Source organism: Pseudomonas sp. DWP3-1-2 (assembly GCF_049896285.1).
Lineage (GTDB): Bacteria > Pseudomonadota > Gammaproteobacteria > Pseudomonadales > Pseudomonadaceae > Aquipseudomonas.
This window is the reverse complement of sequence record NZ_JAFCTZ010000002.1, coordinates 202,083-222,551: the sequence shown is the minus strand read 5'-3', so window position 1 is coordinate 222,551 and position 20,469 is coordinate 202,083. Positions and strand designations below refer to the sequence as shown.

At 59.0% G+C, this 20,469-nt stretch carries 19 protein-coding genes and 1 pseudogene; 13 read left to right on the top strand and 7 right to left on the bottom strand.

What is annotated here, in order from left to right; all coding sequences use genetic code 11:
- Positions 1–17 precede the first annotated feature (17 nt).
- Positions 18–1,508, bottom strand: a complete 1,491-nt coding sequence (locus ACP7B0_RS06895) for a helicase HerA-like domain-containing protein (RefSeq protein WP_426140328.1) — start codon at positions 1,506–1,508, stop codon at positions 18–20.
- A 191-nt stretch (positions 1,509–1,699) separates the two neighbouring features.
- On the opposite strand from ACP7B0_RS06895, the pseudogene ACP7B0_RS06890 reads away from it, so the two are divergent.
- The 5 genes and pseudogenes from ACP7B0_RS06890 to ACP7B0_RS06870 all read left to right on the top strand — a co-directional run.
- A pseudogene (locus ACP7B0_RS06890) lies at positions 1,700–2,731 on the top strand (HAMP domain-containing protein); the annotation flags it as partial.
- Between the two features lie 93 nt (positions 2,732–2,824).
- Positions 2,825–3,589: a methyl-accepting chemotaxis protein gene (locus ACP7B0_RS06885; RefSeq protein WP_426140848.1), complete on the top strand. Its 765-nt coding sequence runs from the start codon at positions 2,825–2,827 to the stop codon at positions 3,587–3,589.
- A gap of 161 nt (positions 3,590–3,750) precedes the next feature.
- Positions 3,751–4,863 (top strand): glycosyltransferase family 4 protein, encoded by a 1,113-nt coding sequence (locus ACP7B0_RS06880; RefSeq protein WP_426140327.1) that lies wholly within the window; start codon positions 3,751–3,753, stop codon positions 4,861–4,863.
- Positions 4,856–5,635: a DUF2334 domain-containing protein gene (locus ACP7B0_RS06875; protein WP_426140326.1), complete on the top strand. Its 780-nt coding sequence runs from the start codon at positions 4,856–4,858 to the stop codon at positions 5,633–5,635. The genes ACP7B0_RS06880 and ACP7B0_RS06875 overlap by 8 nt, the downstream gene beginning before the upstream one ends.
- Positions 5,632–6,627, top strand: coding sequence for a lysylphosphatidylglycerol synthase transmembrane domain-containing protein (locus tag ACP7B0_RS06870; RefSeq protein WP_426140325.1), 996 nt, complete (start codon positions 5,632–5,634; stop codon positions 6,625–6,627). The genes ACP7B0_RS06875 and ACP7B0_RS06870 overlap by 4 nt, the downstream gene beginning before the upstream one ends.
- Before the next feature lies 1 nt (position 6,628).
- Here ACP7B0_RS06870 and ACP7B0_RS06865 read toward each other — a convergent pair whose 3' ends face one another.
- Both ACP7B0_RS06865 and purU read right to left on the bottom strand, forming a co-directional pair.
- Entirely contained in the window at positions 6,629–6,805 is a 177-nt protein-coding gene (locus ACP7B0_RS06865; protein ID WP_426140324.1) for a hypothetical protein, read from the bottom strand.
- Positions 6,806–6,875: 70 nt separating this feature from the next.
- Positions 6,876–7,727, bottom strand: coding sequence for a formyltetrahydrofolate deformylase (gene purU, locus ACP7B0_RS06860; protein ID WP_426140323.1), 852 nt, complete (start codon positions 7,725–7,727; stop codon positions 6,876–6,878).
- A 360-nt stretch (positions 7,728–8,087) separates the two neighbouring features.
- Between purU and mvaT the strand changes: the two genes are divergently transcribed.
- Positions 8,088–8,468, top strand: coding sequence for a histone-like nucleoid-structuring protein MvaT (gene mvaT, locus ACP7B0_RS06855; protein ID WP_020293038.1), 381 nt, complete (start codon positions 8,088–8,090; stop codon positions 8,466–8,468).
- An 88-nt stretch (positions 8,469–8,556) separates the two neighbouring features.
- On the opposite strand, the gene sbcB is transcribed toward mvaT, so the two are convergent.
- Positions 8,557–9,987, bottom strand: coding sequence for an exodeoxyribonuclease I (gene sbcB / locus ACP7B0_RS06850; protein ID WP_426140322.1), 1,431 nt, complete (start codon positions 9,985–9,987; stop codon positions 8,557–8,559).
- Positions 9,988–10,191: 204 nt separating this feature from the next.
- On the opposite strand from sbcB, the gene ACP7B0_RS06845 reads away from it, so the two are divergent.
- Genes ACP7B0_RS06845 through ACP7B0_RS06820 form a run of 6 tightly spaced genes read left to right on the top strand, consistent with a single transcriptional unit; the run spans position 10,192 to position 17,082 of the window.
- Complete coding sequence (locus tag ACP7B0_RS06845; protein WP_426140321.1) at positions 10,192–10,917, top strand: RDD family protein; 726 nt, start codon at positions 10,192–10,194, stop codon at positions 10,915–10,917.
- Positions 10,914–11,894: a stage II sporulation protein M gene (locus tag ACP7B0_RS06840; RefSeq protein ID WP_426140320.1), complete on the top strand. Its 981-nt coding sequence runs from the start codon at positions 10,914–10,916 to the stop codon at positions 11,892–11,894. The genes ACP7B0_RS06845 and ACP7B0_RS06840 overlap by 4 nt, the downstream gene beginning before the upstream one ends.
- Entirely contained in the window at positions 11,881–13,470 is a 1,590-nt protein-coding gene (locus ACP7B0_RS06835) for a DUF4129 domain-containing protein (protein WP_426140319.1), read from the top strand. The genes ACP7B0_RS06840 and ACP7B0_RS06835 overlap by 14 nt, the downstream gene beginning before the upstream one ends.
- The gene (locus ACP7B0_RS06830) at positions 13,467–14,684 is read left to right on the top strand and encodes a DUF4350 domain-containing protein (protein WP_426140318.1); all 1,218 of its coding nucleotides are present in this window, start codon (positions 13,467–13,469) and stop codon (positions 14,682–14,684) included. Before ACP7B0_RS06835 ends, ACP7B0_RS06830 begins: the two co-directional genes overlap by 4 nt.
- Positions 14,681–15,742, top strand: coding sequence for an AAA family ATPase (locus ACP7B0_RS06825; RefSeq protein ID WP_426140317.1), 1,062 nt, complete (start codon positions 14,681–14,683; stop codon positions 15,740–15,742). The genes ACP7B0_RS06830 and ACP7B0_RS06825 overlap by 4 nt, the downstream gene beginning before the upstream one ends.
- 8 nt (positions 15,743–15,750) lie before the next feature.
- Positions 15,751–17,082: a DUF58 domain-containing protein gene (locus tag ACP7B0_RS06820; RefSeq protein WP_426140847.1), complete on the top strand. Its 1,332-nt coding sequence runs from the start codon at positions 15,751–15,753 to the stop codon at positions 17,080–17,082.
- 53 nt (positions 17,083–17,135) lie between these two features.
- On the opposite strand, the gene ACP7B0_RS06815 is transcribed toward ACP7B0_RS06820, so the two are convergent.
- Positions 17,136–17,495: a PilZ domain-containing protein gene (locus ACP7B0_RS06815; protein WP_426140315.1), complete on the bottom strand. Its 360-nt coding sequence runs from the start codon at positions 17,493–17,495 to the stop codon at positions 17,136–17,138.
- A 255-nt stretch (positions 17,496–17,750) separates the two neighbouring features.
- Positions 17,751–18,125 (bottom strand): tetratricopeptide repeat protein, encoded by a 375-nt coding sequence (locus ACP7B0_RS06810; protein ID WP_426140314.1) that lies wholly within the window; start codon positions 18,123–18,125, stop codon positions 17,751–17,753.
- Between the two features lie 166 nt (positions 18,126–18,291).
- Here ACP7B0_RS06810 and pyk point away from each other — a divergent pair, with 166 nt between their 5' ends.
- Positions 18,292–19,743, top strand: coding sequence for a pyruvate kinase (gene pyk / locus ACP7B0_RS06805; protein ID WP_426140312.1), 1,452 nt, complete (start codon positions 18,292–18,294; stop codon positions 19,741–19,743).
- 265 nt (positions 19,744–20,008) lie between these two features.
- Here pyk and ACP7B0_RS06800 read toward each other — a convergent pair whose 3' ends face one another.
- Positions 20,009–20,266, bottom strand: coding sequence for a DUF6124 family protein (locus ACP7B0_RS06800; RefSeq protein WP_426140311.1), 258 nt, complete (start codon positions 20,264–20,266; stop codon positions 20,009–20,011).
- Between the last annotated feature and the right edge of the window lie 203 nt (positions 20,267–20,469).

Genomic DNA, 20,469 nt, shown 5'->3' with positions numbered 1-20,469 from the left:
GCCGTTTTTTCTCTGACTCAGCGCCGTTTTTTTGTCCCGCCCAGTAACGACCCCATCAAACCCCGTACCAGCTGACGCCCCAGTTGATTGGCAGCCTGTCGCACGGCGCTCTTCATGGCCTGCCCTGCCACGCCGCCCAGCCACTCCCCCGCCATGTCGCTGAAGCTGTCCTGATCCTTGGCATTCTTGTCGGACACCTGGCCGTCTTCATCTGTCGCCACTTTGCGGGCAATCAACCGTTCATAAGCCGACTCGCGATCCACGGGTTTGTCGTAGCGACCGGCCAAGGGTGACTGGGCAATCAGGCTCGCCCGCTCGCCTTCACTCAGCGGCCCGATACGCGACTGTGGCGGCGCGATCAGTACCCGCTGGACCATGGCGGGCGTGCCTTTCTCTTGCAGGGTACCAACCAGCGCTTCACCAATGCCCAATTCTGTCAGCACAGCCAGGGTGTCGATATCCGGGTTGGGCCTGAAGCCGTCTGCCACGGCGCGCAGGGATTTCTGCTCCTTGGCCGTGAACGCTCGCAACCCGTGCTGGATACGCAGCCCCAGTTGCGCCAGCACATCATCCGGCAGATCGCCCGGAGATTGGGTGACGAAGTACACGCCCACGCCCTTGGAACGAATCAGCCGCACCACTTGTTCAAGCCGCTCCTGCAAAGCCTTGGGCGTGTCGGCGAACAACAGATGCGCCTCATCGAAAAACAACGCCAGCAGGGGTTTGTCGGCGTCGCCCCGTTCAGGCAGTTGCTCGAACAATTCCGCCAGCAGCCACAGTAGAAAAGTTGCATAGACCTTGGGCGCTTCATGCACCAGGCGGCTGGCATCGAGCAGGTGAATGCGTCCCCGTCCGTCGCGGGCCGGTTGCAGAAGGTCTTCCAGTTGCAAGGCGGGCTCGCCGAACAGGGCTTCGGCACCTTGCTGTTCCAGAACGGCCAGGCGGCGCTGCAATGCCTGACTTGACCCGGTGGTCAGCAGCGAGCTGTCTTCGCCAAGCAACTGTGGATTGTCGCGCAGGTGGTTGAGCAGTGCCTTGAGGTCCTTGATATCGAGCAGCAACAAGCCCTCGCGGTCGGCCACCTTGAACGCGGCGTACAACGCAGACTGCTGGCTGTCGGTCAACGCCAACAGGCTGCCCAGCAACAATGGCCCCATTTCCGTCAGCGTCGTGCGCAATGGATGGCCGGTCTGGCCATGGATATCCCATAACGTGACCGGGTAGCCCTGGGGCGTGTGATTCAGCCAAGGCATGCCGGCGATTCGTTCGGCCACCTTGCCCTGCGGGGCTCCGGGCGCGCCCAGCCCGCAAAGATCACCTTTTATATCAGCGGCAAAAACAGCGATGCCCGCGTCGCTGAACGCTTCGGCCAAGCGCTGCAAGGTCACTGTTTTGCCGGTGCCGGTAGCGCCTGCCACCAGACCGTGGCGGTTCGCCAGGCGTAACGCCTGGGTGACCGGTTGCCCATCGAGTGTGGCACCCATAACAAATTGCTGAGATTCGGACATTTCGTCACCCGCTTTAAACTTTATATCTGAGTGGTCGATAGGCTGGTATCAACCCAGAGACTTGGGAGTGTTGTCGGACTTTTCTTAATGGAGTGAGAGAAAGTATTGACCATTTTTTCGCTTTACTCCCTGACAAGCAGTCGCTCGACACGCGCCTGGTACGGAATAAACCTGAGCGGACCTATCACGACATGAGTAACTCCCTGAAATTCAGCCACAAGATTCTACTGGCCGCCTCACTGATCGTAATTGCTGCATTCGCCTCTTTCACGTTGTATAACGATTACCTGCAGCGTAATGCCATTCGTGATGATCTGGACAGTTACCTCAAGGAGATGGGCAACAGCACGGCCACCAATATTCAGAACTGGCTTTCCGGCAGAATCCTGCTCGTGGAAAACGTCTCCCAGACCATCGCCAATAATCCCGACCCTACCAGCGTTTCCAGCCTGCTTGGGCAAAAAGCCTTGGCCTCAACGTTCGATTTCGCTTACCTGGGCGACACGGCGGGCAAGTTCATCAGTCTCCCCAAGAGTGAGCTGCCAGCTGACTACGATCCTCGTAGCCGGCCCTGGTACAAAGGTGCCATGGCCACCGGCAGCACGATGCTGACCGAACCCTACACCGATGCGTCCAACGGCGAGTTGATTATCACAATTGCCACGCCGGTCACCAAAGACGGAAAAAACATCGGTGTGGCGGGGGGCGACCTGAACCTCAATATCATTGTGAAAATCATCAACGCGCTGAACTTCGACGGCATGGGTTATGCCTTTCTGGTCAGCGCCGACGGTAAAGTGCTGGTTAACCCAGACAAATCCAAGGTCATGAAATCCCTGCAGGAAATCTATCCTCAGGACACGCCGCGCATCAGCAGCGACTGGAGTGAAGCGCAAGTCGATGGCAAAACCCGCATTTTCACGTTTGCGCCGATCAAGGGTTTGCCTTCGGTGAACTGGTACCTCGGGCTGAGCATCGACAAAGACCAAGCGTTCTCGATGCTCACTCAGTTCCGCACCTCAGCCGTCATCGCCACGGTCATTGCAGTCGTGATCATCATCGCCTTGCTGGGCATGCTCATCACAGTGCTGATGAAACCTTTGCACGTGATGACTCGCGCCATGCAGGACATCGCCGAAGGTGAAGGCGATCTGACCAAACGCCTGACTATTCAGGCGCACGACGAGTTCGGCGTTCTCGGCAGCGCTTTCAACCGCTTCGTGGAACGTATTCACACCTCGATCCGTGAGGTGTCATCGGCCACCGAGCATGTCAACGAAGTTGCGCTCAGAGTGGTCAGCGCCTCCAACTCGTCCATGGTCAACTCCGACGAGCAGTCCAATCGGACCAACAGTGTCGCGGCCGCGATCAATCAACTGGGTGCCGCCGCCCACGAGATCGCTCATAACGCAGCCCAGGCGTCGCAACAGGCAAGCGATGCCAGAACCCTGGCCGAAGAAGGCCAACGGGTGGTGGAGCAAAGTATCGAGTCGATGAATCAGTTGTCGATGACGATCAGCACATCCAGCGCGAACATTGAACAACTGAACAGCAAAACCGTGAACATCGGGCAAATCCTGGAAGTCATCACCAGCATTTCCCAGCAAACCAATCTGCTGGCGCTCAATGCGGCCATCGAAGCCGCAAGGGCCGGGGAAGCCGGGCGTGGTTTTGCGGTGGTGGCCGACGAGGTTCGCAACCTGGCCCATCGCACTCAGGAATCGGCACAACAAGTGCAGAAAATGATCGAGGAACTGCAAGTCGGTGCCCGCGAATCGGTAGCGACCATGAGCGAAAGCCAGCGTCATAGCCAGGACAGCGTCGGCATTGCCAATCAGGCTGGCGAGCGGCTGAGCAGCGTGACCCGACGCATTGGTGAAATTGACGGGATGAACCAGTCAGTGGCAGCCGCGACCGAGGAGCAAACATCGGTGGTCGAGTCGATCAACGTGGACATCACCGAAATCAACACACTGAATCAGGAAGGCGTCGAAAACCTTCAGGCGACCCTGCGCGCCTGTTCCGACCTTGAACAACAGGCCGCTCGTCTGAAGCATCTGGTCGGCAGCTTCCGGATCTAACCCGGCTCAAGCCTGCTGCAATGGCCGCGTTCACGTGCAACGCGGCCCCCTCTACAGCGCTCAATCATCTTTGTTCGTTACGGCGCCCCGGGTTGGGCGCATCGAACAACTATTCTTGTCAGTGGTCAACGTTTAGGACAACACACTGGAGGAATGTTCACGTGCATATCGCTGACATGACCATGTTCTACGCCCCTGCTAGCGGTGGTGTTCGCACCTACCTTGACGCCAAGCATCGTCGTCTGGTCCTCCGCCCCGGGGTTCGGCACAGTCTGCTGGTCCCAGGCCCCGGTTTCAGTCAGCGCGACGGGATCTATAAAGTCCCTGCACCGGCCCTTCCGTTCGGGAACGGTTACCGCTTCCCGCTACGCGTGGCGCCCTGGCGAAACGTTCTAAAAGCCCTGAAACCGGATCTTATTGAAGTCGGTGACCCCTACCTCACCGCGTGGGCCGCGCTGGACGCACGCCGCCAGCTGGATGTGCCCGTGATCGGCTTCTATCATTCGGACCTGCCGCTGCTGGTCAGCAACCGTGTGGGCAGCTGGCTGGGCACCAATGTCGAAGCCTATGTCAGCAAGCTGTATGGCAACTTCGATCGCGTGCTGGCGCCCAGCAACGTCATGGCCGAAAAACTCATCGCCCTGGGCGTCGAGAATGTTTACGTACAACCACTCGGCGTAGACCTGACCACGTTCAGCCCCACGCTACGCGATCCCGGGTTGAAGACAGAACTGGGGCTCACCGAGGACACTCATCTGTTGATCTTCGCCGGGCGCGGCTCCAAAGAGAAAAACCTGCCGGTGCTGCTCGATTGCATGAAGCTGCTCGGCCCGAGTTATCACTTGCTGCTGGTCGGCTCGCACATGCCGACCCAGGTTCCCGACAATGTTTCGGTGATCGGCCACTTCTGTGCTGCCTGGGAAGTCGCCCGACTGTTGGCCAGTGCCGATGCCCTGATCCACGCGGGTGATCAGGAGACCTTCGGCCTGGTGGTTCTGGAGGCCATGGCCAGTGGCATTCCGGTGGTCGCCGTGGCTGCTGGCGCGTTTCCCGAGACCGTCCCACCGGAATGCGGCCTGCTTTGCCAACCGAACCATCCACAGGCAATGGCAAGCGCCGTTCGGGAGTTGTTCGCTGACAACCCTGCGGCAAAAGGTCAGGTGGCCCGGCAATACGTGAGTGAGCGTTATAGCTGGGATACCGTGGTCAACGGCTTGCTGGAACACTATCAGGCGGTGCTCGGCTGCCGCACGCCGGTGCTTGCCCATGGTTGATCACGTATCAGGCGAACGCAGTGTGTTGCTGGTTCTGCACGATGTGGCGCCCGAAACCTGGCCTGACTACCAACCCTTCGTGGCGGCAATAGATGCCATGGGCAGTATTCCCATGACCTGGCTGGTGGTGCCTGACTTCCATAAGCGCAACCCGATTGAACACGACCTCCCCTTTCAGAATCTGCTACAGCAACGACTGAGTCGTGGAGACGAGTTGGCGCTGCACGGTTACTATCACTGCGACGATGGCCCACCGGCGCGTACGCCACGGGACTATTTCATGCGCCGCATCTACACATGGGAAGGCGAATTTTATGCACTGGATCAACGCCAGGCGATGGGACGGCTGGAAGCCGGTATCGAGCTTTTCCAACGGCAGGGCTGGCCGCTTCATGGCTTCGTGGCTCCGGCATGGCTGATGAGTGACGGCACGCGCCAGGCGCTGCGTCAGTTACCGCTGGATTACACGAGCGATCCACACCATCTGTATCGTCTACCGGACTTTTCCCGGATAGAGGCGCCGGGTATCGTCTGGAGCGCTCGTAGCGCCTGGCGACGCGGCGTGTCGAAACTCGTCAGCGATCATCGCGAAGCCCGGCTGCACAATGCCTCGACCATTCGCCTGGGCCTGCATCCGGTGGACATGCGCCACGACTATTCACGCAACTACTGGCTCCAGACATTGAAACGACTCATCGAAAGCGGCAGACAACCCATGACCAAAGCAGCCTGGTTGAAACAACACGCTTCAGACTTGAGGCCGGCCGCGTGAAGCACATTATCTGGCTGGGCGCCGGTTTACTGGTGGCTATCGCGATCCCCTTCGTGGTGGGTGGCGGGGAAATGTTCAGCCGGCTGGGCAGCTTCCCCTTTGCCCTGCTGCTGGGCATGTTCGGCATGATCATCATGTGCTGGTGCCTGAACGCCCTGCGCTTGCGCTTGCTGCTGGGCGAGAGCTGCAGCGCGGTCAGCGTCCCCAGAAGCCTGGGCGCGGTCATGGCTGCAGAATTTGCCTATTGTGCGACGCCCGGCGGCAGTGGCGGCCCGTTGACCTTGATGGCCGTGCTTTCACGCAACGGCGTCGGCCCGGCCAAAAGCAGTGCCGTGTTCGCCACCGATCAGTTGAGCGATCTGCTGTTCTTCCTGCTGGCACTCATCGGCATCCTGTTCTACGCCCTCTTCAATCACCTCAGCGAGCACATGGAAGGGATGCTGATGGTCAGCGGTGGACTGGTAGTTGGCGGCCTGTGTCTGTGCGCGGGTTTTGCCCGCTACCATCGGCAGGTCATCAAATTTAACGGTCGGCTGCTCAACCGCCTCAACACCCGACCTGAAACCCGCCGCCGATGGACACGCAAGCTTCTGCATTTTCGCAATGCCTTGGCTGACACCCTGAAAATGCCGCGTAAACGGCTTGCCGGCGTATTCCTGCTGACCTGTATGCATTGGGGGCTGCGCTACAGCGTGCTGTATCTGGCGCTACGCGGGCTTGGGGTCGATGTGGAATGGGTGTGGAGCTTTCTGATCCAGATGCTTTCACTCAGCGCCGGGCAGTTCAGCCTGCTGCCGGGTGGCGCAGGTGCAGCGGAACTGACCTCTGCCGCGTTATTGGCGCCCATGGTGGGAAAATCCACCGCAGCCGCCGCCATTCTCATCTGGCGCGCCGTGACCTACTACTTTTACCTGGTGGTGGGCGGCCCGGTTTTTTTGTTGATGGTTGGCCGTCCATTGCTGAACAAGCTGATGCGCATGCGCGAAGCGTGATTCAGCCTTCGTCGCCGGTCTGTTGCAGCCCTTGTTGCAAGTCATGCCAGAGCTCGGCTGCGCCTTCGAAGTCAGTGCCGTCATCCGGCGACAACGCATCCGGATCGTAACGACTCAGGCAACCTTCGCCCACGGTGGGAGGTGCTGTTGAAGTGGCTTTGTCCAGCGGATCGCTCATATGTCATGCCTCGTTACATCAACGCCCGACGACGGCTTGCGCGCCGACAGTCGGGCATCCGGCGTGCAGATCAGTCGAAGACGACCGTCTTGTTATCGTGCACCAGCACGCGATCTTCCAGGTGATAACGCAGGCCGCGGGCCAGGACCATTTTTTCGACATCACGGCCGAAACGGACCATGTTCTCAATGCTGTCGCGGTGGCTGACGCGAACCACGTCCTGCTCAATGATCGGACCGGCATCAAGCTCTTCAGTCACGTAGTGACACGTCGCACCGATCAACTTCACCCCACGCAACGAGGCCTGGTGGTAAGGCTTGGCGCCCACGAACGAAGGCAGGAAGCTATGGTGGATGTTGATGACCTGATGGGCGTATTCACGGCACAGCTGCGGCGGAAGGATCTGCATGTAGCGAGCCAGAACTACGACGTCAGCCTCGTGATGGGCCACCAGGCGCGACACCTCGGCGAATGCCGGTTCTTTGTTCTTGGGGTCCACCGGGACGTGGTAATAAGGAATGTCGTGCCATTGGACCATGCTGCGCAAATCCTCGTGATTGGAAATCACAGCGGAAATTTCGCAATCCAGTTCATCGCTGTGCCAGCGGTGCAGCAAGTCCGCCAGGCAGTGTGATTCACGGCTCGCCATCAACACGACGCGCTTTTTCTGCGCCGAGTCGGTGATGCGCCAGTCCATGGAGAACTCTTCGGCAATCGGCGTGAACGCCTCCCGAAAAGCCTGCAGCTCGAAGGGCAGCGTATCGGCACGAATCTCGTGGCGCATGAAGAACCAGCCGCTGAGATTGTCCGAGTGATGGCTCGCTTCGGTAATCCAGCCGTTATAGGACGCCAGAAAGTTACTGACTTTGGCAACGATGCCGACACGGTCCGGGCAAGCAATCACCAGACGAAAAGTGCGCATTTGAAAAAACTCCAGAACTTCGCAAAGGTCGCCATTCTAGCGACTGCGCGGGAAAACTGCAGTATTCCTGTTGCGCTGATTCCCGCCCCCGCTGTGCGGATCTGGCCCGGTCGACGACCGCGTCGCCCAAACGTGTAATTGGGCGTGATGCAAGGTCGAGCGCCGGCTACTTTTTAAAAGCGTTATAGCGAGCATCTTTGCGGCGTGGGCAGCCACCATGTAGTTCTATGAAGCTGTAGGAAAGCTGTATATTTCTAAATAATTCAAATAAAACTTTTCTTTAATGTTTACTTGATCAAAGCGCGTGCACTATTATTGCGTCACTGTCTCCCTGCCACCTGACAACATAAGGTAACCCTCATGTCCCTGATCAACGAATACCGCGCCACCGAAGAAGCGATCAAAGAACTGCAGGCCCGTTTGAAGAATTTGTCCCAAGACGACAAACTGCAAACCGAGCTGGAATTCGAAGGCAAACTGCGCACACTGATGGGCGAATATCAAAAATCGCTGCGTGACATCATCGCGCTGCTGGACCCGGATGCCAAAGTTGGCAAATCCCCACGTGGCGCTGCGGTAAAAACTACCGGCACCAAGCGTGCTCGCAAGGTCAAGCAATATAAAAACCCGCACAATGGCGAAGTCATTGAAACCAAAGGTGGCAACCACAAGACTCTGAAAGAGTGGAAAGCCAAGTGGGGCGGTGACGAGGTTGAGAGCTGGGCAACACTGCTGGGATAAGCCCCAGGCAGGTCGTGTTGTCAGCGATCATTCAAAAACGCCAGTCATCTGGCGTTTTTTATTGCCTGCAATAAGCTGTCCGACCTTATCAAAGGTCCAGCCGCTGGCGCAGCTGCGTCACATGGTCACGCCACTGGTTCAATACGCTGCGCTGGTCAGGCGTGGCACTAAGCATCTGTTCTGCGAGCGACTTTGTAAAACTTTGTAAGGTATTAGGCGCCCCGTACTCCGGTGAGCTCAGCCGATCCTGGCAAAATTTGCGCCAACGCTGTTGCTCTTCAACGTTCAACGTGTGCGCAAAGTTACGGGCACGGTAGCGGAACAACAACTCAGGCAAACGCGGGTCATCGAAAGGCCATGACTCGACGGCCAATTGTTCAGGCTCGGCAGTGCGTACTTGCTCACAAAGCCTGCGATCACGATCGCCAATAAAGCCGTCATACAATTGCTGCTCCGGGTCTTCGCTGGGTGCGAAGTCCTCACGCCCGTAAATCGCCCCGAGTTTTTCCTGCCAAACTCCCTGAGCGTCTGACAGCTCCCGCCCACGGGCATGCAACGCCGCCATATCCAGTTGTAAGCGCTGCTGATCTTCGTCACGCAGCACCTTTAAAGGCGCGACCACCGGGCAGCGATTTATATGCAGCAGTTTTAGCGGAACCGGCAGCTCGCCGTCTGCCAGATCTTCGCGGCGGGTATATAAGCGCTGACGCAATGTTTCCGCGTCCTGATCCAATAGTGGAGCGTGGTCCAGATGTAAATCACAGACAATCAGGGCGTTGCGGTTTTGCGGGTGCCACGCCAGCGGCATCACGACACCCAAGTAATGCCGGGCTGCGGAAAATCTTCCGGAAATGTGAACCAGTGGTTCCAGCAACCGAATCTGCTCCTGGACTTTCTGCTTACTGCGCAACTGAAAAAGATAATCATAAAGCCGGGGTTGTTTTTCCCGAATCAACCGGGCAAGACCAATAGTGGCTCGCACATCGGATAACGCATCATGGGCATGACCGTGATCAATGCCATTGGCGGCTGTCAGACGCTCAAGCTTCAACGTGACTCGCCCCTCTTCTTCGGGCCAGACAATGCCCTGCGGACGCAATGCATAGGCGGCACGTACCACATCAATAAGATCCCAGCGGCTGTTACCGCCCTGCCATTCCCGGGCATAAGGATCGAAGAAATTGCGGTACAGACTGTAGCGGGTGACTTCATCATCGAAACGCAGGGTGTTGTAACCCGCACCGCACGTACCGGGAGCCGACAGTTCAGCGTGCACCCGAGTCATGAAGTCAGCTTCCCCCAAACCACTTTCCGCAAGCCGGGACGGCGTAATCCCGGTGATCATGCACGCCGCAGGATGCGGCAGGATATCGTCACTGGGCTGACAATAGAGATTGACCGGAGCCGCGATTTCATTGAGATCGGCATCCGTACGGATACCGGCCACCTGAAGTGCCCGGTCACTGCGAGGGTTAATACCGGTGGTTTCGTAGTCGTACCAGAAAATGCTGGAGGTCACGGGCTGATCCTGAACTTAAGATCGGCAAAGTGTAGGACTTCCCGTAGGCAAATTGCGAATTGGTGATCATTCGTTTGATATTGCAACCCTTTCTTACAGCAACTGTTTTCAGAGTTCTGTTGCTTAGCACTCCGGTGGTGGCTAGTCTTGCGCAGAACCGGCAATACCCCCTTAGCATTACTTTCAGGTGCCCCGCTCCCGACAATGCCAACCCCGCGCGCTTTGCCAAGGATTGCACCGCTAACCGAGCCACTGGATACACGCACCCGAATCGAGACCCCGGAAGGCATCGATTTGCTAATGCGCCCGGCGGGCCTGGTGCCACGTGCCATCGCATTTACCATCGACCTGGGCATCCGCGCTGTTGTCATGGCAGTGCTGTTCCTGTTGTTCAGCCTCTTCGACAAGTTCGGCGCGGGCCTGACTGCCATGGCGCTGTTCCTGGTGACCTGGTGGTACATGGTGCTGTTCGAAGTTCTCAATCAGGGAAGCACGCCCGGCAAGCAATTCATGGGCCTGCGGGTCATTCACGATGACGGTACGCCCATCGGCTGGACGTCATCCCTGATCCGCAATTTACTGCGGTTCGTCGACATGCTCCCTTTCGGCTACAGCCTGGGCGCCATCAGTTGCCTGCAACACCCGCAGTTCAAGCGCCTTGGCGATATGGCCGCCGGAACCCTGGTGGTCTATCGCGACGACCCGCTGCAACGCCCCGTCTTGCCCATGGCCGAACCGGTCATCGTACCCTTCGTCCTGAGTCTGGAGGAGCAACGCGCGCTGCTTGGCTTTGCCGAAAGGCAAGCCTCCCTGTCACCCGAACGCGCCCGCGAGCTGGCTGCGATACTCGCGCAGCCGCTGCACGTCCATCCCGATCAGGCAGTGGCTCACCTCAACGGGATTGCACGCGGTCTGTTGGGTCCCACATGAAACAGAGCCTTTTCGAAAGCCGTCACCAGCCCGACTGGCAGTTGTTCTCCGCACATCTGGACGCACTTGAAAAGGGCAAGGCCGACCCCGCGTCGAACCAGAGCTTCGTCAGTGAATATCGGCGCATCTGTCATCAATTGGCCCTGGCGCAGGAACGGGGCTACAGCAGCCACCTGATCGACCCGCTGCAACAGCTGGCCATGCGTGGCCATCAGCAGTTGTATCGCCATCGCAGCCCGGTCGGCATGCAGGTCCTGAGCTTCGTTATGGCAGGCTTCCCGCAGTTGGTGCGGGCGCAATGGCGTTTCGTGTGCATGGCCGGCCTGCTGTTTTTCGGCAGTCTGATTGGCATGGGGCTGCTGGTGTATGGGTTTCCCGATCTGGTGTATAGCGTGATCGACCCTCGGCAAGTCGCCGAGATGGAAATCATGTACGACCCGGCGGCCCGCCGCATCGGCCAGGCAATAGAGCGTGAGTCCAGCGACGACTGGATGATGTTTGGCTACTACATCATGAACAACATCGGGATTGCCTTTCAGACCTATGCAACCGGACTGTTATTCGGGCTTGGCAGCCTGTTCTTTCTGTTGTTCAACGGCCTGATGATCGGCGCGGTTGCCGGCCATCTGACCGGAATCGGGTACGGCCAGACGTTCTGGTCTTTCGTGATCGGTCACGGTGCGTTTGAACTGACGGCCATTGTTCTGGCAGGGGCTGCGGGTCTGCAACTGGGCTGGTCGTTGGTGGCGCCGGGGCGCCTGACCCGCGGCGAAGCACTGCGGCTGGCGGCGCAAAAGAGCCTGCAACTGATCTACGGCGTCATTCTGTTCCTCTTGATAGCGGCTTTTATCGAAGCCTACTGGTCTTCCATGTCGTGGCCAGCCCCCATCATCAAATACGGGGTCGGCGCGATCCTTTGGGCCCTGGTTTTCAGCTATCTGGCGTTCGCCGGAAGGACTGCCCATGCGCCTGACTGACGCCAGTGTGGTGATCCGGCCACGTAACCCCTGGGAAGCCATTGATCTGGGCGTATTGCTGGCTCGTCAGCATCGCGGGCTGCTGATGACCAGTTGGGCCATTGTCACCCTGCCCGTCCTTGCGCTGCTGAGCCTGATTTTCTGGGATTACCCGAGCGTTGCGATTGTTGTGTTCTGGTGGCTGAAACCCGTCTTCGAGCCACTGCCTTTGCTGATCCTCTCCCAGGCGCTGTTCGGCTCGACACCTACGCTCAAAGGCGCCTTGAAAGCATGGCTACGCCTGCTGAAACCGCGACTGTTGCTCAACCTCACCTGGCGAAGATTCAGCCTCAGCCGCAGCTTTACGCTGCCGGTCCAACAGCTGGAAAACCTGTCCGGCGTGCAACGTACTCTGCGCATCGGCCTGCTCAGCCGGAAAGACCTGCGCGCCGCCCGCTGCCTGACGATGGCAGGCAGCGCCCTTGAGATGTGCCTGTGGATCGGGACCGTTCTGCTGCTGTACGCCTTGATCCCGCAACAGGTTGAAGCGGACTGGGACTGGCAAAGCCTGATGAATATCGACGGCAGCTGGAACTGGCTGGAGCACCTGACCAACGCTTTTTATGCCCTGGTGCTGATTGTCTGGGGCCCGATCTACGTCGCCTGCGGTTTTACCCTGTATCTGAACCGCCGCACAGCCCTGGAAGCCTGGGACATCGAGCTGGTTCTACGGCGCCTGCGTCAGCGCCTCATTGGCAGCGCCTACGTGCTGCTCATGGGGGTGGGGATAACCCTGACAGCCTTCGCACCACCGGCATGGTCAGCGGAATCGGACATGACGTGCCCCATTCCGTCCCAGCAGGAACGCGACGCACCCAGTGATGACCCCGGCCCCAATACGGCACGACTGACCCATCAGCTTCTGTCCAGCGAGGCTGCCCGCCAGCACATCAAGGCCGTGCTGGACCAGCCGCCATTCAAGAACCCCAAGACTGTCTCGGGCTGGCGTTTTGCCGAGGAGCAACCGAAGCCCGTCGCTCCCGAAGCGGATCAACCAGCCCACCCTCAGATCAAGTGGCTGCTCTGGTTTCTCAACGCCGCCAAGGTCGCTTCCGACGTTTTCAAGGTTCTGTTATGGGGAGTAGTCATTGCGCTGGTCGGTCTGGTTATCTGGCGCTACAGGACCTGGTTCAGCACGCTGGTCAATCGCAAGTCACCCAAAAAGCGGCATGTTCCTGCCGCGCCTGAGCACATGTTCGGGCTCAAGGTCAGCGCCGAAAGCCTCCCTGACGATGTGGCGGGCAGTGCCGAAAGGCTGTGGGCGAACCAACCCCGGGAAGCGCTTGGCCTGCTTTATCGGGCATTGCTCAGCCGCTTGATCGCTGACTATCACCTGCCCCTCAAGAGCGGCGACACCGAAGGCGACGTGCTGGCGCGCGTGGCGCACTTGAACCAGCAGCCGCTGCATGACTTCAGCGTTACCCTGACCCGTCACTGGCAAAACCTCGCCTATGGGCATCAGTTGCCGCCCGCCCCTGTCGGGCATGCGCTTTGCGACAGCTGGCGCCAACTGTTCAAAACCGGGGGCCAGCAATGAGCCGCGGCAGTACGCTGCTGATCGCTCTACTGGCGTTGCTGGTAGTGGGGGGCGGTGGCTTTTATATCGCAGGGAATCTTGAACGCTACGAGGAAACCGTTGATCAGGGGCCAGCTCCTGAAGTGCGTGCCAATCCGTATCTGGCGGCCGAACGTTTCCTGCGCGAGCGCTCGATTCCGGTACACCTCAGCGACAACCCGGCCAAATTGCCGGAGCAGGCTCAACAGCCACAGACGCTGATGCTCCTGGACAGCCGGGAGAACATGACACCCGATCAAGCCGACAAGGTACTGAGCTGGGTCCGGTCCGGCGGGCGGCTGTTGTTTGTGGCCGAACAGCTGTGGGACGAGAAAAAAGGCCACAGCGGCGACGTATTGCTTGATCGCCTGAAAATTCATCAATCGCTCACGACCGACCTGCTCCAACAGGAAGGGTTGCAGGATGACGAGCCAATCAAGCCCGCCATCCCGTTGCTCGCCCCCCAAAAAAAGGCAACTGCCGCCCCATGGTCCGAACTCACGCGCCTGTATGTGGAAAACGATGAAGCACCGGCCTACATGAGCTTCGACACCAGCTTTCACCTTGACGACCCGTTTGATCAGGCCCAGTCATGGGCCAACAGCGCTGCTGCTACGCACATGATGCAGCTGGTTTATGGCGACGGGCTCATTACCGTGGTCACCGATGCCGACCTGTGGAAAAACCGCGCTATCGCCAGGTACGACAATGCCTGGCTGCTGTGGTACCTGACTCAGGGCAGCGAAGTCACGATGGTGGTGAGCACGCAGCGCACCCATTTGCTCAGTCTGTTGCTGCGCCACTTCCCTCTGGCGCTGACCACGCTGGCCCTGTTGATCGCATTGGCGCTGTGGCATGCCGGCACACGCCAGGGTCCCTTGCAGGTAGCCCCGGGCCGGGGGCGTCGCCAGTTGATCGAACACCTGCGGGCCAGCGCCGATTTCCTTCGACGTCGCAGCGGCCAGCAAGCGCTTTTGCGAGGCTTGCAGCTGGATATCCTGCGTCGCGCCCGACAACGCCATCCCGGTTTTGAAACGCTGGGAGTGGCCGATCAATGGCAAGTGCTGTCGCGCCTCACCCGCCAACCCACCCGTACGATCAGTCAGGCGATGCGCCCACGTCCCGCCCAGCGAATGTCGAATGCTGACTTCACCCGTCAGGTTGCCCACCTGCAAATCCTCAGGAATGCCTTATGAGCGATCAACCGACCACCCCGTCGAGCACCCACGAACCTGTTGTCGATTTCACTCTTGATCCGGTAGTCGAACCTGCGGCCCCTCTCAGTAACCAGGCCCAGCAGCGGCAACGCGCAAGCCAACTTGCCCAGGCATTGCGCCATGAACTACAGAAAGCGGTCATCGGGCAGACCGCGGTCGTGGATGATGTGCTGACAGCCTTGATTGGCGCCGGCCATGTCCTGATTGAAGGTGTTCCCGGGCTCGGCAAGACGTTGCTGGTGCGCGCACTGGCTCGCTGCATCGGCGCTGACTTTGCCCGCATCCAGTTCACCCCGGACCTGATGCCCAGTGATGTCACCGGCCACGCCGTGTACGACATGCAGACCGAGCAATTCAAGTTGCGCAAGGGGCCGCTGTTCACCAACCTCTTGCTCGCTGATGAAATCAACCGCGCTCCGGCCAAGACTCAGGCCGCGCTGCTCGAAGCCATGCAGGAACGCCAGGTCACACTTGAAGGCCGCGCCCTGCCCATCGCCCAGCCATTCATGGTGCTGGCGACCCAGAATCCGATTGAGCAAGAAGGCACGTACCCCCTGCCGGAAGCGGAACTGGATCGCTTCATGCTCAAGCTGCGCATGGACTACCCCGACATCACCGAAGAATTGAACATGGTGCGTCAGGTGACGCGCTCAACCCGCGCCGACATGCTCGACGTGCAGCCGCTGCGGGTCATCCTGCAAGCCAAAGAGGTTCAAGTCTTGCAGCGCATCGCCAGCGAGTTGCCACTGGATGAGCAAGCACTGGATTACGCCGTCCGGCTGGCCCGCGCCACCCGTACCTGGCCAGGCCTGACGCTGGGCGCGGGACCTCGCGCCTCAATCGCACTGGTACGCGGCGGTCGTGCCAGAGCCTTGTTGCGCGGCGGGGAATTCGTGATTCCCGACGACATAAAAGGCTGCGCCCTGGCCGTACTGCGCCATCGTGTCCGGCTGTCGCCAGACCTGGATATCGAGGGCCTGTCCGTTGATCAGGTCTTGCGACAAATGCTCGATCAGGTCCCGGCGCCTCGCCTGTGAAACAGACGCTGAAACCCTCTGCTGCGTTGCTTGGCTGGCTGGCAGGCCTGTCAGGCGTGGCGGTGGTGCTGGGTATTCTGTCAGCGCTGGGCATTGCGCTGCCCAAGCCCGTCAGCACATTGTATTGGGCGCTGTTGGCTGCCTTGCTGCTGTTGGCGCTGCTGGACGCCTGGCGTCTCAAGCGCCTGCCTTCGCCGCAAGTGAGTCGCCACCTGCCCGGCAGTCTGGCCTTGGGGCGCTGGAGCGAGGTTCGCCTGGACCTGAGCCACGACCACGCTTCAGCGCTGACCGTGACCATTTTCGATCATCCGCCTCACGGCCTGGAGTTCGAGCACCTTCCCCGGTCGGTTGTGCTCAAACCCGGCGCGAACAGCCAGACCGGCTATCGGCTACGTCCGCTGAAACGTGGGCTTTTCACGTTTGAACGCTGCGAGATCAGCCTGCCCGGTCCGATGGGCCTGTGGACGGCGCGGCGTTACCTGCCACTGCCGGGTACGACCCGGGTGTATCCGGATTTCGCCCGTTTATATGGGGGGCAGTTATTGGCGGTGGATAACTGGCTCAGTCAGATCGGTGTACAACAGCGCCAACGTCGAGGCCTGGGCCTGGAATTCAACCAGTTGCGCGAGTTTCGCGAAGGCGACAGTTTGCGCCAGATTGACTGGAAAGCGACCGCCCGGCAGCGCACGCCCATTGCCCGTGAGTATCAGGACGAACGCGACCAGCAGATCATGTTCATGCTTGATTGCGGACGCCGTATGCGCAGCCAGGATGGCGACCTTTCGCACTTTGACCATGCACTGAACGCCGCCCTGCTGTTGAGCTATGTCGCGCTGCGTCAGGGTGATGCAGTGGGGTTTTCCACGTTTGCCAGCGAGCAAAACCGGTATCTGGCCCCGGTCAAAGGCACTCACCAACTGAACGCGTTGCTTAACACTGTCTATGACCTGGCCAGCACCCAAAAACCGGCCGACTACGGCGCCGCCGGGCGACACATACTGGCCAGGCAGAAGCGCCGGGCGCTGATCGTCCTGATGACCAACTTGCGCGACGACGATGACGAGGAATTGCTGACGGTGGTCACGCAGCTTGGCCGGCGACATCGAGTGCTGGTGGTCAGCTTGCGCGAAGAGGTGCTGGATAACGTGCGCCAATCGCCGGTGCAGACGCTGGATGAAGCGCTTGTTTACTGTGGAACCCTCGACTTCCTGAACGCCCGCGCAAGCTTGCTGGAACGCTTGAACGCCCAGGGAGTGCAGGTTCTGGATGCACGCCCCGGTCAATTGGGGGCGCAACTGGTCAGCCGCTATCTAAGCTGGAAAAAAGCCGGGACGTTGTAATGACCGAAAGAGGTGTGAGCTGACGTCAGACGCCAGCCCACCCGGGACGGGATTCAGGCCGAAGCCTCCAGCGGATGAAAACTGAAGTACTGGCGCAAGGCACCAATCAAATCAATGTATTCATCCGGAGCATCCTGCACTTTGAATCCCGAGTCGTAACTTCCCGGCGTTTCATCCTCATGGCACCACAGGCAGGTTGCCACTACATCAAGTGTTTTCTGAAGATTTCGCTCGCCGGGCACTGCCAGACGCAGATGAAACTCGGCGCCCACCAACACCGGCAGATCACTGATCAACATCAGCCCCTGCTCGGATACATTACCCAGGCATCCCATCGGTTTTTTCGTATACCGATTAACAACCCGCAGGTAATAAGGCAGTTGATGCCGCTCGATTCGTCGTTCTTTTAACATGGTCAGTCGCCGTCAGAGACCATTTAGCATGGCCGCGCTAGTACCTTTTTGAGTGTTGCAGCCCTGACCTGCACATTACTGCGGGCAAATGCTTCAAGGTTGTTATCCGCAGGGAACGTCGCTCTGACTGACGTGCGACCGCGAAAGTCACGTCACGCAAGCAATAAAAACGCCACCTTAGCCCCAACGCTAAGACTAGCGCAATCCCGCCAGTCGGCCATTCGAATCATGTACCGCCCATCCAATCGGGTGTATCTACCGTGAAGCAGGGTATCTTTTCACAGACACCGGCGCGGGGTAATGGCCGAGCTGTTGCAGGGTTTCAAGCCGCGCCTGGGCTCGGAACGCATACTCGTTATTGGGGTACTGGCTGATAATGAAGCGGTAAGTCTGGGCCGCATCGAGGAACAGTTTCTGGCGCTCAAGGCACTGACCGCGCAACATCGACACCTCGGGCTGAATGTAGCGCCGGGCTCGGCTCTGACGTTCGACCTTGGACAGGTCGAGCATCACGCTCTCGCAATCTCCACGATCATAAGCGCGATAGGCGCTGTTCAAATTGGAATTCATCGACCAACGGGTACAACCGCCGATGGCGACCATCAATACTAAAATCATCACGATTCGCATGGGACTCTCCTGTGCTCTGCAATGTATCGACCTGATTGCGGTTTTCTTCAAGCCCCGATTGCACACGATTGCGCTGCCGACCGTCATTGAGGTAGTGCAAAGGAACAATGACTACAGAGCAAGACAGTAGTAGCCTCTCGCTGCGCTTCATTTAAGGAGTTTGTGCATGACCGTACGCCGTACCAAAATCGTCGCCACCCTTGGCCCAGCCAGCAACTCGCCGGAAGTTATCGAACAACTGATCCTCTCGGGTCTGGACGTTGCTCGCCTGAACTTTTCTCACGGCACCCCGGATGAGCACAAGGCCCGCGCCAGGCTGATTCGCGAAATCGCCGCCAAACACGGGCGCTTCGTTGCCCTGCTGGGGGACCTGCAAGGTCCGAAAATCCGTATCGCCAAGTTCACCAACAAGCGAATAGAGCTGAAGGTGGGTGACACGTTCACCTTCTCCACCGCCCACCCGCTGACGGACGGTACCCAGGAAATCGTGGGTATTGATTATCCCGATCTGGTCAAGGACTGCGGCGTTGGCGACGAGTTGCTGCTCGACGACGGACGCGTGGTCATGCGCGTCGACACCCAGACTGCCGACTCACTGCATTGCACCGTGCTGATCGGCGGTCCGCTGTCGGATCACAAAGGCATCAACCGTCGCGGTGGCGGCCTGACTGCACCGGCGCTGACTGAAAAAGACAAGCAGGACATCAAGCTCGCGGCAGAAATGGATCTGGACTACCTGGCCGTTTCCTTCCCTCGGGACGCTGCCGACATGGAGTACGCTCGCCAATTGCGTGACGAATCCGGCGGCACTGCCTGGTTGGTCGCCAAGATCGAACGCGCTGAAGCCGTCGCCAACGACGAGGTGCTTGACGCCCTGATTCGTGCCAGCGATGCGGTCATGGTTGCTCGTGGTGACCTGGGCGTGGAAATCGGCGACGCCGAACTGGTGGGCATCCAGAAGAAAATCATTTTGCATGCACGTCGCCATAACAAGGCGGTGATCGTTGCCACGCAAATGATGGAGTCGATGATCTCCAGCCCGATGCCGACCCGCGCTGAAGTGTCCGACGTGGCCAACGCCGTGCTCGATTACACCGATGCCGTGATGCTCTCGGCTGAAAGTGCTGCCGGCTCGTACCCGATCGAAGCCGTACAGGCCATGGCGCGCATCTGTGTCGGCGCTGAAAAACACCCGACCAGCAAAACCTCCAGCCACCGCATTGGCCACACGTTCACCCGCTGTGACGAAAGCATCGCACTGGCGGCCATGTACACGGCTAACCACTTCCCGGACGTTAAAGCGATTATCGCGCTGACCGAAAGTGGCTACACGCCACTGATCATGTCGCGCATTCGCTCCTCGGTGCCGATTTATGCGTTCTCCCCGCACCGCGGAACCCAGGCGCGCGCCGCCATGTTCCGTGGCGTCTACACCGTGCCTTTCGACCCGGCAGCCCTGCCACCGGGTCAGGTAAGCCAGGCGGCGGTCGACGAATTGCTCAAGCGCGGTCTGGTCCAGCAAGGTGACTGGGTGATCCTGACCAAGGGTGACAGCTATCACACCATTGGCGGCACCAACGGCATGAAACTGCTGCATGTGGGCGATCCGTTGGTTTAAAACGGTTCAGGCCACATTCAAAGCCCCGGCTCGCGAGAGTCGGGGCTTTTTATTGAGGGGTGTTTCCTGACTCGAAACTCAAGCGCACTGGATTCACTCTGGCATTGCCTTGACACTCCGTTGTCAGGCTCTGTACGAAAAGTGGCTGCGCTCGGTGATGCTGCGTTAGAAACAGGCTCGGAATACTCATTTACAACCGTAGATTCCGCTTCCTCGCCTGTTTTTGCCTTGCCTGACCTTCGCTCGCCGACTTTTCGTACGGAGCCTAGCGGCGGGTAAAACGATCCAGGGATTTGTCCACCATCGCGCTGGCCATCTGCACCAGATGGAGCACGGAAAAGGCCAGGTCCCGCGAAGTGCCGGTGAGCCTGTCGCCATTTTCGAAAGCCGTGGCTGCGGCGCAACGCAATAACTCCGAGGCATGAACCAACGAGTCCTCAACGCTCAACTGGTCGCTGACATGAAACGGTGACGGGCTTGTCACGCCCGGCGATTGCGCGGAACTGGGTGTAACTTCAAGCATGTGATTGCAACTCCTGATTATTTGGGAGCCGTTCACCCATCGCTACTAAACGACTATCGGGGTGGCGGCCGTGCGAAGGTTAGTAGCCAGGCAATCAGGAACCCGGTGCATTCAGAATGCCCTGCGCACGACCACCATAATGAGAGACCGATAAAGTGCGCCTCATGAAAGGCGGTGTTTGACGCCTGATTTGATACCGGGCT

Coding starts and splice junctions, on each gene's coding strand:
- ACP7B0_RS06815 (WP_426140315.1), bottom strand. CDS start 17,495: ATGTTAAAAGAACGACGAATCGAGCGGCATCAACTGCCTTATTACCTG.
- ACP7B0_RS06885 (WP_426140848.1), top strand. CDS start 2,825: ATGGTCAACTCCGACGAGCAGTCCAATCGGACCAACAGTGTCGCGGCC.
- ACP7B0_RS06875 (WP_426140326.1), top strand. CDS start 4,856: ATGGTTGATCACGTATCAGGCGAACGCAGTGTGTTGCTGGTTCTGCAC.
- ACP7B0_RS06825 (WP_426140317.1), top strand. CDS start 14,681: ATGAGCGATCAACCGACCACCCCGTCGAGCACCCACGAACCTGTTGTC.
- ACP7B0_RS06845 (WP_426140321.1), top strand. CDS start 10,192: ATGCCAACCCCGCGCGCTTTGCCAAGGATTGCACCGCTAACCGAGCCA.
- mvaT (WP_020293038.1), top strand. CDS start 8,088: ATGTCCCTGATCAACGAATACCGCGCCACCGAAGAAGCGATCAAAGAA.
- ACP7B0_RS06835 (WP_426140319.1), top strand. CDS start 11,881: ATGCGCCTGACTGACGCCAGTGTGGTGATCCGGCCACGTAACCCCTGG.
- ACP7B0_RS06800 (WP_426140311.1), bottom strand. CDS start 20,266: ATGCTTGAAGTTACACCCAGTTCCGCGCAATCGCCGGGCGTGACAAGC.
- ACP7B0_RS06895 (WP_426140328.1), bottom strand. CDS start 1,508: ATGTCCGAATCTCAGCAATTTGTTATGGGTGCCACACTCGATGGGCAA.
- ACP7B0_RS06830 (WP_426140318.1), top strand. CDS start 13,467: ATGAGCCGCGGCAGTACGCTGCTGATCGCTCTACTGGCGTTGCTGGTA.
- ACP7B0_RS06810 (WP_426140314.1), bottom strand. CDS start 18,125: ATGCGAATCGTGATGATTTTAGTATTGATGGTCGCCATCGGCGGTTGT.
- ACP7B0_RS06865 (WP_426140324.1), bottom strand. CDS start 6,805: ATGAGCGATCCGCTGGACAAAGCCACTTCAACAGCACCTCCCACCGTG.
- purU (WP_426140323.1), bottom strand. CDS start 7,727: ATGCGCACTTTTCGTCTGGTGATTGCTTGCCCGGACCGTGTCGGCATC.
- ACP7B0_RS06840 (WP_426140320.1), top strand. CDS start 10,914: ATGAAACAGAGCCTTTTCGAAAGCCGTCACCAGCCCGACTGGCAGTTG.
- pyk (WP_426140312.1), top strand. CDS start 18,292: ATGACCGTACGCCGTACCAAAATCGTCGCCACCCTTGGCCCAGCCAGC.